This is a genomic window from Microbulbifer maximicatervae (SeqCode), from assembly GCF_052466985.1.
In genome coordinates this window covers 2,660,516-2,678,409 of sequence record NZ_CP174298.1, presented here as the reverse complement: position 1 = coordinate 2,678,409, position 17,894 = coordinate 2,660,516, and the positions used below count along the sequence as shown (strand labels likewise).

Sequence of the window (17,894 nt, the reverse complement as noted above, 5' to 3'; positions counted from 1 at the left end):
TAAGGTACCTGAATTTTGCAACTGATAGCAGTAGCTATTACTAAAATAATAAGAACGACGCATAGTATCCTGGAAAACGCACTGTTTTGTAAGATTCTAGCAGGCTATCTACTTTTTTAGTTTTCATTAAGTAGTAGTTTCCATCGCTCTTAAAATATACTCCACCTGATATACCCTCATGCCGCCTGCTTGGTCAGTTAGGTACTTTACCCACGAATTTTGTAGCTATAGACAGATCCGTGGATTTTTTTGTGGCTGGGATCAGAGCCATCAGACTCTACAATAGTGACTCCCTTTGCAGGCATATATAAACCGTACTCTGAAACGAATGCACTACCATATTTGATATAAGCACCACTTTGATCGCAATAGGAATGTCTTTTTCCAATGGGCTCGATATGCTCTACCTCGCTAGAAAAATACTCCCCTTTCTCTGCATATTTTAATAATAGCCGCTCCAAAGACTCAGTCGCTGCTTTTATATTTATGCTGTCTTCATCTATACTTGACGAACAGGAGCATAGAATTAAAACCATAGGTAAAAATATGTTTTTCATTACAGCTATTTTTTACTCCTGACACTTTAATCGATTGGCTGTATTGACTTGTTGGTAATTAGTTGTATTCTGGGCTCAGTACTAGGTACTTTCCCTGAATCCTAAAGTTTAGCTTTTGTAGATCGGGCATCCATGTACCTTTATTGCTCCCCTGAGAATCCCATTGAGTTTGTTCATGCCAACCTTCATGGAGGCTGGGATCTTTGCAATAAAAGCCATCTTCTCGAATGAGGAATTTGTTACATGGCAGAAAAGGGCGCTCCCAGGTGGGGTCTGGTAACCAGTAGGTCCCATCGGAGTAGGGCACTACGAAAACTGTCATTTTAGGATTTTTGACCACGAGAGCTTTATACCATTGATAATCGACTTCTAGTGCTCCAGCCTCTGGAATCTCGGACAAATCTATTCTGATTTTTGAGCTGCTCTTAGCAGCTTTATTTCGGTTCATAGAGGCAAAAAATGGTGTTGCGACAAAGACTAAGCCAATTAAGATGCTCAAAGTGGTAACTAGTGATAATAGCTTGCGTCGATTCATAGGATTACTTACGCCTTTTGCACGTCCTGTTACATAAAGCCTCCACCGGTAAAGTAGACGCTAGCTTATATTCATCTTATGCGGTCATTTTTTCATATTGATCTTAAGGAAGGACACATCACTTGTCCATTAGGAGTCTAGCTCAGTCGGTATACTTGATTCTCTTTATAAACTTTCAACCCTAATATAAGAGATCCCAGTAAAGAGAGTTAACGAAAGATACTTACTGCTTTACACAAGGTTTCAGTCTCACTCTTATGGAACTCAACGCATTTGTGGTTTATTAGTGCATCATTAACTTTCGGCTCTAACCAAATTTTGGGTTGCATAACTACCATTACACTGGGGTTAGGTACCCTGTAATTCGACGGTTTTCTCTGTCTCGCATGCTCTCCTCACGGCTAAGCTGTTTGTAAAAGACGTGAGAGGGTGTAATTGAATATCTATACAGGTATGTGGTACCAATGTGCCATTATTTGTGGGCAATGAATGTAAATCTTTCAGCTTTTAGAAACGCGTCGCACTTTTTTGGAGAATCGACTTCCTTATGCAGTTTCTCAACTTGTTTTGCTAGATATTTGTCTTTTGTCAGAGGTTGAGGTTTCATCCCTTTGCATACTCATACTACGGCTGGTCTTCTAGACCAACTTTTTCTCTCTACTTTCCTGTTGTCATCTATACACCATTTCTGGATGCGGGCCGATGATGTCGGCGGTGGTACTCGTATCTACCATTAGTTGATTAATGATAGCTATCACTTTAACTATGAACGCTGTTGAGAACGCAACAAGTTGCTCCTTGCAAGTATTTTCGACACCTTCTCCCGATATATTCAAAGAGGAGGCGACTACTCAACGGAGCAAAATTTCATCCAAGATTTGATTCACGATTTTCCAAGTACTGCTTAGTAAATTTCTTCCACTATTACCGCGCACCGGTCAAGATAACGCACGCAATAGAATTCATAGAGCTTGCATTACTTATTGCCATTATAGGTACGCTTGTTTTGCAATTGATATCTATTACGCCTGAAGTCTTTACCAGAAAAGTATATATTTTGACTTACAGTCGTCTGTAAATATGAGATAATACTGGAAATAACTCTGTCGATAATAGACCTGTCTTCCATCCCATTTGTAAATTGGATTTATCTCAATGAAAAAAGTATTAACAGTATTGCTTCCGGCAGCAGTGCTTACAGGTGTTGTTGCGCCGAAAATTGTTGGCACTCAACTAGAGTCATCCATTGATGAAATAGTCACTGCCGCGAATGAAAATTCGGCATACACGGTTGAAGTAAAAAGCATGGATTCATCCTGGTTTTCAACCCAGACCACCTTTTTGGTGAGCATGGATGTCAGTGCTTTCTCGGATGTATCAGGTGCCCCTGAAATTGATCCTTTTTCTGTAGAAGTAGACTTTAGTGCTTCCCATGGCCCCTTCCGTTTCGGCGAGCATGCTGGTTTTGGTTGGCTCGGCTGGTCGCTAGAAGTTGCCGGTGATCAATTGCGTGAACATTTGGTTTGGGCTGAGGAAGCTCCTTTTTACCAGGTTCATGGTAATATGAATGCCTTAGGTGGTTATTACTATAACGATAGCATTACGCCATTTACTACTGATGTTGAGAATCAAAAAGCTCAGTTAACTTTTAGCGGTTTTCAAGGAAAAGGGCAATATCAGGATGAGCAACTAGCTTACCAGGGGAGTGCCGATAGCCTTACTGTTACTTCCGAGCTAAGGGATTTTAAGGTTGAAAGGTTGACTATGGATATGACCATGCCTTCCTCCCTTGAAGCAATGTTTGAAAGTGCTTTTTATGATTCTGATACAACAATTAACTTTGGTGCCGTAAAGTTTAATGATAGAGAGCAAAACGAAAATATTGACATTGCTGATTTATATATAAAGGCCAGTACTGAACTCAACCCAGAAAATCAGCTGAGGAATATGCAAGTTGCCTATGGAACTAAAAAGGTTGATATAGCTGAATTCCATGGTGAAGACCTGGCCCTTGAGCTTGAGGTCACCAATATCAGCCAGGAATTTTTGAAGTCTTATCAGGACTTTGCCGTCTCACTCAATAAACTACCTACGGAAGAAGCAACCGCTAAGACAATGGAGTTTATGAGCGAAAACTTGCTATCTTTAGTGGCTGGTGAGCCTCAACTGAACATTACCAGCTTACGTGGCACTTTCCCACAAGGCAGCTTTAACAGTAACCTTCATACTAGCTTAGTTGGCATCAGTGCGTTACCGGAGCAACCGCTAGATCCGGCTTTTTGGCTGTCACATACCTTAGTTGACGGAGAGCTAAGTGGCGATAAAGCTGTGATTGAATTTATTGCCGTACAAGTGATGAAAGCTCAATTGAAAAATAACCCTCAAACTCAAGGTATGAGTGAAGAGCAACTGGAGCAAATTGCTGCTCAACAAGTGCCGACCATATTAGGGTCCCTTGAACAGCAAGGTTTGTTAGTGTCTACCAATGACGGCTACATCTCAAATGTCAGCCTGAAAGACAGTGAGCTTAAGGTGAATGAAAAACCTATGCCGCTACCGCTTTAGTAGATATTAGCCGTTTGTGATAGAAGTGGCTTATCTTAAGCCACTTCATACTTTCCTGTCTCAGGCTGAGCGTTTATTCCCCTATTAAGGCTGACTACCTGTTTTCTTGTGTTAACGGTTTCGACCATGGCTAAAAACAAGGTTGGATATGGTTTAGCTTTTCTCCATTTGACATTTTATATATGTATATATTTAACGTTTTGTAAAGCGCGTCCAGCGTAGCGAACCGGACGTAGCTGGGCCCCTCGCTGCAAGTTTTTAACTGGTCATGCACCACTCTTATTGTTCTTTTTTGGCACTAGCCATCCGAATGCGTGGGTGGCCCCAAAGAATAGAATCCCAAAAACTCCAGCATCTATAGCCAGCTTCCTTATATCAAATGGCTCGCTAAATAAAAAATACTGAAAATCAAAACTGCTAAAAATAAGCCTGGAAACAACATACGCAACAAAAAATGCTAAAAAATACTTCATATATTTAATCCTTTAATACTCAGTTTTCAATTTTTCTATTGTCTTCGCCACCTATTTACTGCTAATACTTTAAGCGCCGGGTTCATGCAGTTGGATGATTTTCGGAGCAATAAAGGCGACTGACTCCTTAAATCTTCTGCTATTTAATAACTCCTTAGCAATATTTCGAAGCTTTCTATTGCTGTCATTTTTAGTAAGCCATTTTACATGCTCAGATTTTAGAACGCTACGGAGGATAATATACACTTGGATATAACTATCACCACATAACTTTATTTCTTCAAAGCATTCGCTGACAGAGCTATTTTCGACTTCTCTAGTTAGTTTTTCTCTAAAGTACTTTTTTTCTACTGGCCTTTCTGATGTCTCTCGATATTGTACAATCCAATCAAGTCGACTGTCAGGTAGTATATTAGAGTGATCAGCTTGACAATACGGTTTTCATGTAGATTGTATTTATCTGGACCGTTGTCTTTTAATTCAAAAATTGTAGACAACTCCATTTCACTGAGCGAATGTTTGGACCTTAAAAAATAACGAAATCCACTATTTCGATAATGTTCTGAATTTTTATCTTCAAAAGATTCAATCTCATTAAATAGGGTAAGAAAGCATTCTTCCGAGACAGCTCCTTTGGATAACCACTCTTCAGCATAAGCTTGCGCTGCCTGATTATAGCTAACGCTCTCGGAACGACCTATTTACTCTTTAGTAGCCAACGTTAGTTGGCTACTGCCATATAAGTTCACAGGGGAAAATACCATACTTTCCCGCCAATTAACTCTTATGGGCACTCTATGATGGCGTAGCAAGGTCGTAGGGCTTGTTGACTTAAAACGAGAGTACTTGAATGAAGCTGTGGTACCAGTTTTCAGAGAGTTTTTTTGAAAGTGGGAGTTAAAGTTTAGATAGGTACTTGCAGTAACTACAAACTATCTAAAGTTGGATGCCACAATTATGTATTCCGAATTATCAATCCAATTCCAATTTGTATGAAGTCATTAACGCTTGGGGTTATCTGTAAAGCTTTGCCGTGTCCAGCTAATTGATTGTTGTTGAGCGATACCTTATCTCTCTCCTGACTTGCGTTGAACAGATTGATTTACCTCGCTGAGTATAAAGTTACGAAAAGCCTGTACTCCAGGAGTATCAAATTTTTCGTATGGACAGACAAGATAATAAGAGAAGTTGGAATCAATACTTACATCGAATGGTTTTACGATTCTTCCAGATTTTAAGTCATCCTCGATTAGCGATAATCGGCCCAGTGCAACGCCTTGGCAGTTTTCGACTGCAATTGCGAGAGAGTTACTATCATTCATGACGCTACCTGATCGCGGATTGACATCGTCGACCCCGGCTGCTTTGAGCCACGATGCCCAATCGTCAAAGTTATCTTCATGCAGCAAGGTTTGATGCTTGAGGTCGGAAGGCTCTTTCAAAGGATTTTTGCCGTTAAGCAGCGAAGGGTGGCAAATCGGGCTTAAATCGAGCGGCAACGAAAGCCTAGTCACTGAACCTTGCCAGTTTCCGTCACCAGCTCGAATGGAAATATCGACGCCATCGTTAGTGAAATTGGCGAGAGCCAGGGTATGGTGAACATTCAACTGTATATCAGGGTAGGCTCTCCAGAAGTTACCTAACCGCTGTATTAACCATTTGCTGGCAAAACTGGGGGTTACGCTCACGGTTACCACCGGAGATTGACTCTCGGCTTTGATGAGGTGGAGCGTATTTTCGAGTCGATCAAAACATGCACTGGCTTCGGATAACAGCTTTTTCCCAGCATCGGTCAATGAAATCGACTTTCCCGCACGATGGAACAATTTTACACCCAGTCTCGACTCCAAATTTCTCACTTGGTGACTGATCGCCGTTTGCGTAACGCTCAACTCCTTCGCAGCATCGGTAAAACTCATATGCCTTGCCGCAGCCTCAAACCCACGCAAGCCGGCCAAAGATGGTAAAGATCGTGTTTTGGTATGAATTACACTCATAAGTACATGTAATTATATCCTTTTGCTGCCACTTTTAAAGATCGTATATTGATCTCCACCCATGAATTATTTGCACTAGAGGATAGCGTAATGTCCGAAACAAGAGTTGCTATTATGACTGGAACTGGTCAGGGAATTGGTGCCGGCTGCGCCCGCGAAATGGCTAAGGCGGGTTACAAAGTCTCGTTGATGTCCCCTTCCAACCGCAGTGTTGAACTGGCCAAGGAATTAGGTGGTATAGGGCGGCAGGGTTCGGTTCTCGAAACCGCAGATCTGCAAGCAATGGTCGACGACACGATGCAAACCTATGGCCGTATCGACGCCGTCGTTAGCAATATGGGCCATGGTGGCGGGGTGCCGGAAGAAATTAAAACAGTAGGGTTCGATCCTGATTTCAACGGCCCCCTGCTCGAGCTAAGTGATGATCTCTGGCATGAGAGCCTCGATATGTACGTGCTCAATGTCGTCAAGCTTGCCCGTATCGTCACGCCGATTTATATCGAGCAGGGGGGAGGGGCATTCGTCAATATTTCTTCAATGAATACGGTTGAGCCGAGAGCGCCTTATCCGATGAGCATGCTGCGTGGCGCTTTACACAGTTTTGCCAAGCTCTATGGTGATCGTTATGCAAGATACAATATTCGCATGAATAATTTAATGCCGGGCTTCTGTGAAAACGTAAACCTGTCGGAGTTTGCCCGCAGATCCATACCCGCACAGCGCACTGCCACGTTCGAAGAAATCGGGCAGACCTGTGTCTTCCTTGCTTCACATGAAGCCCGATACATCAATGGGCAAAGTATCTTGTCTGATGGCGGCATGAATCGGGCGGTTCGCTAGAAATTAGCGGCCACCTGATTTAGCTGAGAACCCTATTAGAGCGCTCAGTGCTTTGAGGCCCAAATTGCCAACCTATGCATGATAGCCTTCTGTGATATCTTGTCTTCTGGAAGTGGTTGAATTACTTTATCGTGAACTAAAAGACGGTAAATATATTCGAGTTTCTCGTGAGCTGAATCGGTAGCTTCGAACTCGACAACTCCTCGCTTGGTTCCATATGCAGTACCGAGTGCTATAGCCTTTTTCACTAACTCTTTTTCGTTTTTGAGTTTCTTCATTATTATGTCTCAAATAGGTTATCGATATTACGCACCTAATGTTTTTAGCAAAGGGAAATTGCGGAACCGCAGGTGTAGTAATTTTTCAGCTTACCTAAATTTGTTAAGGACTGAACCTCGGCACTAACTCTCCAAGTACGTCCCAACAATGGATTCTAATTCTTGAACTAACTCCGGGTCCATGTACTTGTATTCATCTGGAATATCTAAGACATGAACTGGCTTATGATCCAGCATTCTAGAGAATTCTGCTATTAGCCTATTTTTATGCTTTTGTTCCATGACGAATATCACGTCAGCCCAGCGAACATCCGCTGAACTGACTGTTTTTTTAGCTCGCGGGCTGGTACCAGCAGATTTAGCGTTGAAATCAGGGTGTTTTCTCCAAATGGCTTCAGCTGTAGGACTACGCCACTGATTCCGGCTACATATGAATAGGAGATTTCGCATATCTTAATCTTTCTCAGGAAGCTCAGTATTTAGGATTTGAAGCATAGTTCGCTTGGGGTACTCGATCCCTAATTGCTTAGCTCTACGAAGCTTTTCAGAGCGTGTATACATCAACTTCCAGTTTTTCTCCGAAATCCATGGCTTTTCAGTTCTAGCACTATTCTTATGGGGCTTAGCTTTGGTCTTGGATCTTCTCGCAGCCCTGCTTCTTAAATCATCCATTATTCTTTCCTCTATCAATTATCGGGTTCAGCAGCCGCGATAAAACGGAGAGGGCTCCTAATCTTGCGTGTGTTTAACACCTGGCGCGATGACGAAGCACACAATGCTAAGTCTAGCAGCCAATTGGTACACCTAGCATGGGCATGGACTAATGGAGTTATAGCCCACTGTAGGAAGAATACCGTTCAATGGATTCCATTAAATGCTAACTACTAGCGAATGGCAACTGCAGCACTGTGAGATCTTGTGGAGAGGAAGCCGCTAGTAAAACGGAGATTCATTACGGATAGGGAGCCGCCAATTGCGGAGCTGCACGATGGGTGGCATGGGGGTTGGTGGCTAGAAACTACCGGCTACTCGATTTAGATTTTTTTTCGCTACGATGGAGAGTATATGCCAATGATGCGGTGTACCATCTGTAGTTTCTCCTGAAAAGTCATGTTCAGTCCACTTTAATAGCTCAAAGTTACTGAGGTGTTTTCTTATCTTCGATTCATTCATAACTAGAGTATCACTCCAAAATGCTTCCTTATCATACTCAGGCCCAGCCATTGTGTCTTTCGGCCCTAGGAATGAACCACAAAAGATTCCACCCTCTGCCAAAGAGTTAGTTATTTTCAACCAAACTGACTCAAAATCTTTTTCAGGACAAAAGAAAAGACTGGCATCAGCAACTACCAGCGAGGACTCAGGATAGTTAAAAGTATTAAAACTATCCTTTGATAGAATAACCTGCTCATCATCTTTGAATCGTTTATGACATCTAGATATAGATTCATTTTCGATATCAAAGGCATGAACTGTGAAATCTTTACCGCGCAAATAAGCGATATCTGATCCTGCTCCACAGCCACAATCAACAGCAACCTTTCTTCCTTTTACTTCGCTAAGAGCAAAAATTAAATCTTCTCGAGTATCACTGTGTTCTGTTGAGTCATAATATTTGGAGATTTCTCTCGTTGACATTCCCTATCTCCGATGAGCAGAAAATCCAATGCCGCTAACAGCGGCCGAGCGTAGTGAGGTCCAGGCCCGAAGGGGTGATGCAGCTTGGCCTTGGTACGGGCAGTATGGGCGTGGACTAATCCCCGTTAGGAAGATCACCGCTGAATGGGGCCCATTAAATGCTAACTACCAGCGAATGGCAACTGCAACGCCGCGAGGTCTTATGGGAACGAAGCTGCTAGCAAAACTACGAGCTGACGAATAGAAACATCCTATATGGCTTAACCTAGAGGTGAGGTGGCCAGGGGCACCGATGCCGGGTGATCTAACGGGTAGGGTCAATGATGCAGTTGTGTAGTGATAGCTTACGTTCTTATCTGGGGAGATCTGTTTAGCTTGTTACTGTGAAGCTGTCAGTGTGGCCGCTGACTCATAAGTAGGCCCAACCCACTAGCCACTATCGTGGGGTAGCCAAATGAAGATCTGCTTAACACTATCGTTGGGTAGAAATTCATTACGGATAGGAAGCCCCCATTGCGTACCCGCACGATGAGTTGTATGGGGGCTCGTAGCTAGAAACTACCGGCTATCCGATTTAAGTGCTTATCGCCGTGCTACCAGTATGACTCCCAGAACAATGAGAACAGCTCCTGAAATCCTTGTGAGAGATAGCTCGATTTTTGGGTACCCGAGCCATCCATTATGATCCAAAACGATCGAAGCTATAACTTGACCGCAGACAATTGAAATTGCCAATACCAACGCACCTAACTTTGGAGCAAGAAATACCGACATTGCGATATTAAAAGCCCCAAAAGCACTACCGAGCCAAGCCCACCACGGCAAAGCAGAAATCGATTCTTTCGTAAACCAGCTTTCATTTTGAAAAATTGAGATCGTCCCCAAAATTACTGTACCGATTAAGAACGAAATAAATGCAGCTTGAATAGGCGAATTCAAAGCTACACGAAGCTGCGAGTTTACTCCTGCTTGGGATGCTAGTGATCCTCCAACTATAAGCGCAAAAACTAGTAGCGCATATGTACTTAAACTATTCAAATTTCATCACTCTTTACTACTTGCAGCACTTAACGTTCGTATTTGCGGTTGGTTTGGAGCGCAGCGGAAAACTAGTCCGGCAACGTGCACTTGGTACACCCAGCATGGGCGTGAGCTAGTGGGGTGAAAGTCCCGCGTAGGAAGATCATCGTTTAATGGGCGCCATTAAATGCTAAGTACTGGTGAATGGCAACTGTAATACCGCGAGGTCTTGTGGGGAGGAAGCCGCTAGCAAAACTATGAACTGACAAACAGAAACATCCTGTAAGACTTAGACTGGTGGCGAGGTGGCCAAGGGCAGCGAGGCCGAGCGATTTAGCGGGCAGAGTAAATGATGCAGTTGTGTAACGAAAGTCCGCGTTCCTATCTGGGAAGATCTGTTCAACTTGCCGCTATGAAGTTGTCAGCGTGGCCGGTGACTCAGAAGTAGCGCATTGCCATGATACTTAGCTCAAATGAAGAGCTGCTCGACACTATCGTTGGGTAGAGATTCATTATGAATAGGGAGCCACCCATTGAGGACCTGCACGATGGGTGGCGTGGGGGCCGGTGGCTAGAAACTACCGGCTACCCGATTTATGCTGTTAACTATCTTACAGCAACTTTACATTGTTGGCGCACGGTCCTTTTTGCCCTTGCCCCACAACATATTCTACTTTTTGCCCTTCATCCAGAGATTTGAAACCACTCATTTGAATTTCAGAATGGTGAACAAATAGATCTTTGCTTCCATCATCTGGAGTAATAAAACCAAAACCTTTGTCACCATTGAACCACTTTACTGTACCTGTACTCATACTAAATATGACTCTTCTTGGGTGATTGCTATTACCTATTTTCGTTATCACCATCACGAAAAAGGTTTCTTAACCATATTTACACATACGCCCAGCACATGGGAGGCCGAAACAGAGCGAAGCGGCGTGTAGGCCGTCCTGCCCATGTTTTTGCTGGGCTTAAGTGCTGCTGCTTGGTGCTCCCCGTATGGGTGGGAACTAATGGGGCCCATTAGATGCTAACTGCTATCGAATGGCAACTACAATACCGCGAGGCCTTGTGGGGAGGAAGCCGCTAGTAAAACTACGAGCTGACGAACAGAAACATCTTATAAGGCTTAGTCCGTAGGCGAGGTGGATAAGGATGCCGAAGCTGGGTGATCTAACGGGTAGAGTCAATGATGCAGTTGTGTAGTGAAAGCTTACGTTCTTATCTGGGGAGATCTGTTTAGCTGGCTGCTGTAAAGCTGTCAGTATAGCTGCTGAGTCATAAGTAGGCCTAAGCCGCTAACCACCGTCGTGGGGATAGAAAAAAATGGTGGGACATGGCGACGCCTCGGTCACCAATGGTCGAGGTGATTAAAAAGAAGTCAGCCGACGGCATAGTAGCCAAATGCCAGGATTAATACCTTGGATAAGGTGAAGGCCTGAACCTAAATCCTTTAGTTGAAAGATAGGGCTAGCCTACCGACATATTTCCAGTCGGATAAAGTTGAGGTAGTGCACTTCAATGGTACTCAACTGAAATGAAGAGCTGATCGACACTATCGTTGCGTAGAAATTCATTGCGAATAGGGAATCGCCCATTGCGGAGCCGGATGATGGGCGGTATGGAGGTCGGTAGCTAGAAGCTACCGGATACTCGATTTATGCATTTTTACCCATTTACTTGAGCATTATATTTTTTAAGCGTTGACATTATATCCTTGTCGGGATTTTCCATCCCCTTGTATATCAGCAATGCCTTTTCACAATGCTTCTTTGCCTTGGCAAGGTTATAGGTTAATTGCTCTTTATCCGCATAAGCATGACACAAATGATACTCAGATTCATAATGGCCAAGAGACACAGCTTTTGCCCAGTACGAAACCGCTAGTTTTTGATCTTGTTTAATTCCGAAACCAAAGAACTTTAAGTACCCTAGATTATTTAGCACATCTACTTGTAAGCCCTGAAATTCTGGATCAACCTTTTTCAGATTAGATAGCTCTTCCCAAGACCTAGCTGATAGTTCATAGTCTTTATTTCGATAATGGCATGTACCTGTGTAATACAGTTTTTCGGCAACAGTTGAAGACTTCTCTAAGCCGATAGATTCTAGCCCGCAATTTTCCTTTGATAACACAGGTGCCGAGAATAGAACCAAAATTAATAAAATTGAATTTCGCATGATTTTTCCAAAAATTACACAAAGAAAGCTATCTGTTGGAGGCCCGTAGGGTCGGAAAGATCTGATTCGCCTTGGTGCGCTAGGCAAGATTCTAATTTTTATTGAAATCAATGTTTACCCTTAATCTTGGTAACTATCTCATTAATTAATTCAGCTGGTAATAACGATTTAGACAAGTACTGCTGCCCCCCAGATTTAGCCACCAAAATAAGACCTAAATCAGTTTCAATAATACGCTCGATATCTGCCCACGACAGAACTGTTATCGTATAAGGATTCTGTGTCTGGATTCCGTCATTATCTATGGTTAATTTCACTTCACTACCGGCACTTTTCCCAAGCATCTGCCGTGCTAACCACCAAGCTCGTCGATATCGAATGTGAATCAGTTCCAGCGCGCCTAATGCAATTAACGTGCAACTTGCGATCTTAGGTTGCTCAGTAAATAACAGTAATCCCGCACCAGAAGATAATAATAATGTAGGAAGAAGATAATTGGGCTTGACATTTTTCCCATAGGGTAGAGACTGATCATAGCATTCGGCAAAGTAATCTCTAGATAAGGTAAATTGAGTATTAAAAGGCTGCATAAAAACAACTTATTGTGTCTGGTAAATTTGTCGTAGCGCTACAGTGAGTGCCAGGGTGATTCTTTAAGCTAATGTCAATTACGCCACATCTATCAATAAGCTCTCGACTTAGCTCCACATAACACCTTTAGCAACGGCAAATTACGGAATCGAAGGCCTAGTAATTTGTCCGCTTTCTTAAATTTGGCACACCCATCATGGGCGTGGACTAATGGGGTGAAAGTCCCGCGTAGGAAGATCACCATTTAATGGGCGCCATTAAATGCTAACTACTTGCGAATGGCAACTGCAACACCGTGAGTCCTGTGGGGAGGAAGTCGCTAGCAAGACTACGAGCTGGCGAACAGGAGCATCTTATATGGCTTGGCCTGGAGGCAAGGAGGCCAAGGACACCTAATCCGGGTGATCTAATAGCTAAAGCCAATGGTGCAGTTGTGTAGTGAAAGTTCACGTTCTTATCTGGAGAGATCTGTTTAGCTTGCTGCTGCGAAGTTGTTGGCGTGGCCGCTGACTCAGAAGTAGCGGACTGCCATGACACTCAGCTCAAATGAAGAACAGCTCAACACTATCGTTAGGTAGAGATTTATTACGGATAGGGAACCGCCCATTGCGGACTCGTATGGAGTGTGGGCCGGTAGTTAGATACTACCGGCCCCCGGATTTAATTGTTTTACTGAATACAACCACTTTCCGCATTTATTGCATATTCGAGCAGTCTACTATTTTTAACTCTTGCATCCTTTATAAATTTTTCCACTATTTTTTGGGCATCTTTGTAGTAAAGCTCTAGATGACCCAATCCATGAAGAGCACTTTCGATACATGCAAGATTATCTAGCGATAAAGCATATTCCATGACTTCAGCAACAGCTGAATATAGAGCATCTGAATCAGGAAGTTCCTCACAGTAGCTAAGGGGGGTTGTATCCCAAAGCATATAGCAAAAATTATTGAGTGGATTTCCTTCCTCAGAAAGGTGTCCGAGAGAATCTCGGCACCGCAAATTTAAACACTTTGAATACAAGTGCTTTAACGAGTGTATAGCTTGCAGTCGCTTTTCTAAAGAAGATGGACCATCTCTTAAATAGAAAGATAGATCTGAGAAAGTATTGTTAAAAACGTACTCTAATCCTAACGCTAACTGCCAGTCGCTGTACTGTGCTAAATCATTGTCATAATTATCAAACATGCGAATAATATAAGAAACCAATGACTCTCCGGAGATTCTAGGTTCATCCAAATCAATATCCCATCTCCACTCACCAAGAGATTCATTCCTGTTGAATAGGAACTCTAAGAATTCATTGTAAGTCGACTCACTCATATCATTTAACGTTCGTATTTGCAGCGGGTGAAGCGTAGCGTAAGCTGTCCGACCGCGATAGCGGCGAACAAAATGTACCCAGCATGGGCGTGGACTATTGGGGTGAGAGTCCCCTGTAGGGAGATCACCTTTTAATGGGCTCCATCAAAAGCTAACTACTAGCGAATGGCAACTGCAATACCGTGAGGTTTTGTGGGAAGGAGTCCACTAGTAATGCTACGAGCTGGCGGACAGATACATCCTATAAGGCTTAGCCTAGAGGTGAGATGGCGAAGGGCACCGAAGCCATGTGATCTAACGGGTAGAGTCAATGATGCAGTTGTGTAGTGAAAGTCCATGTTCTTACCTGGGGAGATCTGTTTGAATATCTAGACACCCATCAAATAGATATTTAATTAAACTAAACTTGACAAAGCACCTCCTGAAAAACCGGTAACTGTTGGATCAAGTCTGAACTACTACAAATAAAAGAAGAAGTTAAAGCCACCCAGACGGAATGGGTGGCTTTTAGAAGTAGGTTGGCAGAAGTTAATCACGCTCAATTTCAATTGAATAGTTAATATCGCTTTCAGATTTCATTAAATGTCCATCTATCATAGCCGCTCCATCAGCACTCGTATCATGCAACTCATAAACGCCTGCATCAAAATCCCCTGGTACACCAATCATGCAAAATGGTTGACGCCAATCAAAAACGTGTTCTTTCAAAATCTTATCATTTGCTCCGCATCTTTCAAATGCATATATTAAATCACTGGTGATATATGATGACCAACCAGAATCATAACTAACAATTATTACAATCTTATCTGAATTTAGACCATTTAAGTATTTCGCTAGTCTTTTCTGCTCACTTTCATAGTACCACGTGAAGAATTGCCGAGTAGTCTTTCTATCCTCTGAAGCTTTTTCGGGGTCAGCAAGAAGGGTTAATCTATTCAGAGTAAGGACATATAAGCCGACTAAATTAGAATCAGCCTTATACACTTTGTCACCAATGTGTACATTTCCTTCTTTTACAGTCCCATCTGCTCCACCCCTCAGCTGAAACTTAACTGACATTTTAGCCATATATTTTTGAAAATGCTCTTTCATTAACTCCTGTTTTTTATCATCTTTCTCTAACCGCCAAATTTCTTGCAATGGAGAATTTATACCTAGGTCATTTTTTTCCATAGTATTTTTGTATGACCTAAATCCAATAACATCCGGGTAGCTCTGTACAGTATCCCTCCAAGACTTTAGTGCTTCTCCATTTACTTTAATAAGTGCAGCTTTAGAAGTATCACCCCCTATACAGCTAGTATTCCAACTAGCATAAGACATAAATTCATCGCTAACGTCTTTGTAATCCACTTTCCCTTCCGCTTCAGCAGCATTAGAGATAGCGTTGTACACGGCCTTAACTTCAGCACCAAATTCAAAAATAGTACTAATAGACTTCTGGGATGCTAAACTAGTAATATCACATCGACCACCCAATACAGCGTGATTAGGGTAGTGGGTACCCCACTCATCAAATAGTTTGTCGTAATTTTTAGATGAATGGGCCTCTTCAAAAGCTTGCTTTGCTTTTTCCGTTAAAAATTCCGATGGATCTTTCTCTCCAAAATTTAGTTCAATTGTGAAGTCTTGATGAATTTCTGAGTATAAAGAGTAGTAATTCTTAGTTCTCCCAGAAATATTACGATTAAAGTATGCATTGAACTGCATGCTAAAAGCACCATATGTACCTGATGCACCCATTGATGAAGAAAATTTATTCTGAAACTCTAGTCTAGACTCTGTAACTATATCTTCGGTTTCTGCATATTGATCTTGCTCGTTAACCTTTACATATTTTGGCACACGATAGATTTTTCCTGCTATTGTAACTTCCCTGTATTCATTAGCACCCAAATCAAATAATTGATCCCTAGAGCTAACCTGAAGGTCGCCAAAAACGTTAAATGCGTGACCTATCACCCTTATACCGGGAATGTATGAATAATCTTCCTCAGTATGTTTTTTAACGTAAGTTGGCTTTTTTACTATTTCGTTCCGCTCTTTTAGTTCGTTCATTTTGTGTGCTCAAAGTTAATGTGTTAATGGTAGTTGTTTAAATAAACACAAGTTTTAGATGTTTAATCAAGTCGATTGTGTAGCTATATTTCTAGCTGGTAGTTAGGTTTAATGTTGATTTCTGCCACAGAAAAAAATGCTCAACTTCAATAAAGATTTTTTTCTACCTCAATAGTACTCCTGTTTATTACCGCAAGCCACAATTGGTTGCGATCTATATCTCCAGTAATTCGTATATAATGGAGGTTTCTTTGTTGTGTGCTAGGTTTATTTCATTTATACAGCCCTCCGAAAATATTAATTGTATTTTCTATGTTTCCATTACCCTCCCCCCTAATAATAAAAATTGGGATGATTTGTGTGATAAATTTGCTAATAAATAAATTACGATTAATATCGGTGCGGTTTGAAGCACAAGAAAAACTCACCTTACGTACTTAGATGAATACGGCATACAGAGTCGAATCTTGGGGGATAGGTTCTTTTAATGCTGACCAATCGTACAGATATTAATCTGCAGATTCAGAGCCTTCGCTTATTAATTAGATGCAGGGATGCCTGGAAGACCGACAAACTTTTGCTGTTAGTTAATCCTGGACACCCACCAAATAGAAGGTACAAACCGCCATCCCTATTGACAAAAGATTGAAATTCCACAAAATACTGTATTTTTATACATGCAAATGCGCGTGCAGCCGATGACTCTACCGCGAAGCACCCAGATATCTCTTGATGCAACACCGTACTATCACTGTGTCTCCCGCTGTGTACGGCGTGCATTTCTCTGTGGCAGAGATACTGAATCCGGAAAAGATTACGAGCATCGGCGCGCATGGATTGAAAGCCGTATGCATAAGTTGGCCGAGGTGTTTGCTCTAGATATTGGCGCTTATGCGGTAATGAGTAATCACTACCATATAGTGCTCTATATCGACACAAAATCGGCTAACAAGTGGTCTCTTACAGAGGTAATTACTCGCTGGAAAAAACTCTTCAAAGCCTCTAGCTTGGCCCAGCGCTATCTTCAAGGCGATACTCTCGATCACGCTGAGGAAGACAGGCTAAAAGAGATCGTTTCCCTATGGCGGGAGCGTCTAATGGATATCAGCTGGTTTATGCGCTGTTTAAACGAATCTATCGCCCGCCAGGCCAATGCTGAAGACAACTGTACCGGCCGTTTTTGGGAAGGCCGGTTTAAGTCTCAGGCTTTACTGGATGAAAGAGCACTCGCCGCCTGTATGGCCTATGTAGACCTTAACCCCATCCGTGCCAATATTGCCAAGACATCTGAAGAGTCTGATTATACTTCGATTCAACAGCGTATTCGTGCGGCAGTCTCAGGTAAGCAGCCCAAAAATCTACTTCCGTTTGTCGGCGGTGAGCGTTTGAATATGCCGAAAGGGCTACCTTTCCAGCTGGATCACTATTTGGAGCTAGTGGACTGGAGCGGCCGGCATTTAGACCCCAGAAAACGGGGTTGTATTGCCGAAAACATACCTCCTATTCTGGAGCGACTCGGCATTTCACCCAAGCACTGGCTTTATCTCAGCCGGAACTTTGAAAGTCGCTTTAAAGGCTTGGTGGGATCGGTAGAGGTTGTACAAAAAGTTTGTGCTCAACTCGATAAACGCTGGGTACACGGTATAAGCGACTGTCGGCGCCTCCTCTCAGCTACGCCCTGCTAATCTACCCCGGCCTCAAGTACTCAACAGCACGATTACCGCCCTTTTATCGAAAAACAGCGATCCCAATAGACTGAAGACCAATTCCAAGTATTTAATCTCCTTTACCTGTAAACCAAAGAGAAAGAGCCGCCAGAGAGGGAGGTAGTT

General features: G+C 42.6%; 16 protein-coding genes. 3 read left to right on the top strand and 13 right to left on the bottom strand.

Annotation, left to right across the window (positions count from 1 at the left end; translation table 11 throughout):
• Nucleotides 1-206: 206 nt before the first annotated feature.
• On the bottom strand, nucleotides 207-557 hold the full coding sequence (locus ACJJI3_RS11835; RefSeq protein WP_444939839.1) for a hypothetical protein: 351 nt from the start codon (nucleotides 555-557) through the stop codon (nucleotides 207-209).
• A 58-nt stretch (nucleotides 558-615) separates the two neighbouring features.
• A complete protein-coding gene (locus ACJJI3_RS11830) occupies nucleotides 616-1,092 on the bottom strand; it encodes a hypothetical protein (RefSeq protein ID WP_444939838.1) in 477 nt (158 codons plus the stop codon).
• Between the two features lie 1,155 nt (nucleotides 1,093-2,247).
• Here ACJJI3_RS11830 and ACJJI3_RS11825 point away from each other — a divergent pair.
• Nucleotides 2,248-3,657: a YdgA family protein gene (locus ACJJI3_RS11825; RefSeq protein ID WP_444939837.1), complete on the top strand. Its 1,410-nt coding sequence runs from the start codon at nucleotides 2,248-2,250 to the stop codon at nucleotides 3,655-3,657.
• Between the two features lie 266 nt (nucleotides 3,658-3,923).
• On the opposite strand, the gene ACJJI3_RS11820 is transcribed toward ACJJI3_RS11825, so the two are convergent.
• Together ACJJI3_RS11820 and gcvA are read right to left on the bottom strand one after the other, a co-directional pair.
• Complete coding sequence (locus ACJJI3_RS11820; protein WP_444939836.1) at nucleotides 3,924-4,130, bottom strand: hypothetical protein; 207 nt, start codon at nucleotides 4,128-4,130, stop codon at nucleotides 3,924-3,926.
• Nucleotides 4,131-5,197: 1,067 nt separating this feature from the next.
• Nucleotides 5,198-6,127 (bottom strand): transcriptional regulator GcvA, encoded by a 930-nt coding sequence (gene gcvA / locus ACJJI3_RS11815; RefSeq protein ID WP_444939835.1) that lies wholly within the window; start codon nucleotides 6,125-6,127, stop codon nucleotides 5,198-5,200.
• 90 nt (nucleotides 6,128-6,217) lie between these two features.
• Between gcvA and ACJJI3_RS11810 the strand changes: the two genes are divergently transcribed.
• Nucleotides 6,218-6,967, top strand: a complete 750-nt coding sequence (locus ACJJI3_RS11810; RefSeq protein ID WP_444895008.1) for an SDR family oxidoreductase — start codon at nucleotides 6,218-6,220, stop codon at nucleotides 6,965-6,967.
• Nucleotides 6,968-7,011: 44 nt separating this feature from the next.
• On the opposite strand, the gene ACJJI3_RS11805 is transcribed toward ACJJI3_RS11810, so the two are convergent.
• The 9 genes from ACJJI3_RS11805 to ACJJI3_RS11765 all read right to left on the bottom strand — a co-directional run bounded on the left by ACJJI3_RS11805 (nucleotide 7,012) and on the right by ACJJI3_RS11765 (nucleotide 16,062).
• Nucleotides 7,012-7,245 (bottom strand): DUF5062 family protein, encoded by a 234-nt coding sequence (locus ACJJI3_RS11805; protein ID WP_444939834.1) that lies wholly within the window; start codon nucleotides 7,243-7,245, stop codon nucleotides 7,012-7,014.
• 453 nt (nucleotides 7,246-7,698) lie between these two features.
• On the bottom strand, nucleotides 7,699-7,917 hold the full coding sequence (locus ACJJI3_RS11800; protein WP_444939833.1) for a hypothetical protein: 219 nt from the start codon (nucleotides 7,915-7,917) through the stop codon (nucleotides 7,699-7,701).
• 339 nt (nucleotides 7,918-8,256) lie between these two features.
• Nucleotides 8,257-8,883: a class I SAM-dependent methyltransferase gene (locus ACJJI3_RS11795; RefSeq protein WP_444939832.1), complete on the bottom strand. Its 627-nt coding sequence runs from the start codon at nucleotides 8,881-8,883 to the stop codon at nucleotides 8,257-8,259.
• A 582-nt stretch (nucleotides 8,884-9,465) separates the two neighbouring features.
• Nucleotides 9,466-9,921 (bottom strand): DMT family transporter, encoded by a 456-nt coding sequence (locus tag ACJJI3_RS11790; protein ID WP_444939831.1) that lies wholly within the window; start codon nucleotides 9,919-9,921, stop codon nucleotides 9,466-9,468.
• Nucleotides 9,922-10,514: 593 nt separating this feature from the next.
• Nucleotides 10,515-10,718 (bottom strand): cold-shock protein, encoded by a 204-nt coding sequence (locus tag ACJJI3_RS11785; protein WP_444919221.1) that lies wholly within the window; start codon nucleotides 10,716-10,718, stop codon nucleotides 10,515-10,517.
• Between the two features lie 856 nt (nucleotides 10,719-11,574).
• The gene (locus tag ACJJI3_RS11780; protein ID WP_444939830.1) at nucleotides 11,575-12,087 is read right to left on the bottom strand and encodes an SEL1-like repeat protein; all 513 of its coding nucleotides are present in this window, start codon (nucleotides 12,085-12,087) and stop codon (nucleotides 11,575-11,577) included.
• A 107-nt stretch (nucleotides 12,088-12,194) separates the two neighbouring features.
• Nucleotides 12,195-12,677 (bottom strand): YcxB family protein, encoded by a 483-nt coding sequence (locus ACJJI3_RS11775; RefSeq protein WP_444939829.1) that lies wholly within the window; start codon nucleotides 12,675-12,677, stop codon nucleotides 12,195-12,197.
• Between the two features lie 670 nt (nucleotides 12,678-13,347).
• Complete coding sequence (locus tag ACJJI3_RS11770) at nucleotides 13,348-14,001, bottom strand: hypothetical protein (protein ID WP_444939828.1); 654 nt, start codon at nucleotides 13,999-14,001, stop codon at nucleotides 13,348-13,350.
• Between the two features lie 528 nt (nucleotides 14,002-14,529).
• Entirely contained in the window at nucleotides 14,530-16,062 is a 1,533-nt protein-coding gene (locus tag ACJJI3_RS11765) for an MAC/perforin domain-containing protein (protein ID WP_444939827.1), read from the bottom strand.
• Nucleotides 16,063-16,760: 698 nt separating this feature from the next.
• Between ACJJI3_RS11765 and ACJJI3_RS11760 the strand changes: the two genes are divergently transcribed.
• On the top strand, nucleotides 16,761-17,747 hold the full coding sequence (locus ACJJI3_RS11760; RefSeq protein WP_444939826.1) for a transposase: 987 nt from the start codon (nucleotides 16,761-16,763) through the stop codon (nucleotides 17,745-17,747).
• The last annotated feature ends 147 nt before the right edge of the window (nucleotides 17,748-17,894 follow it).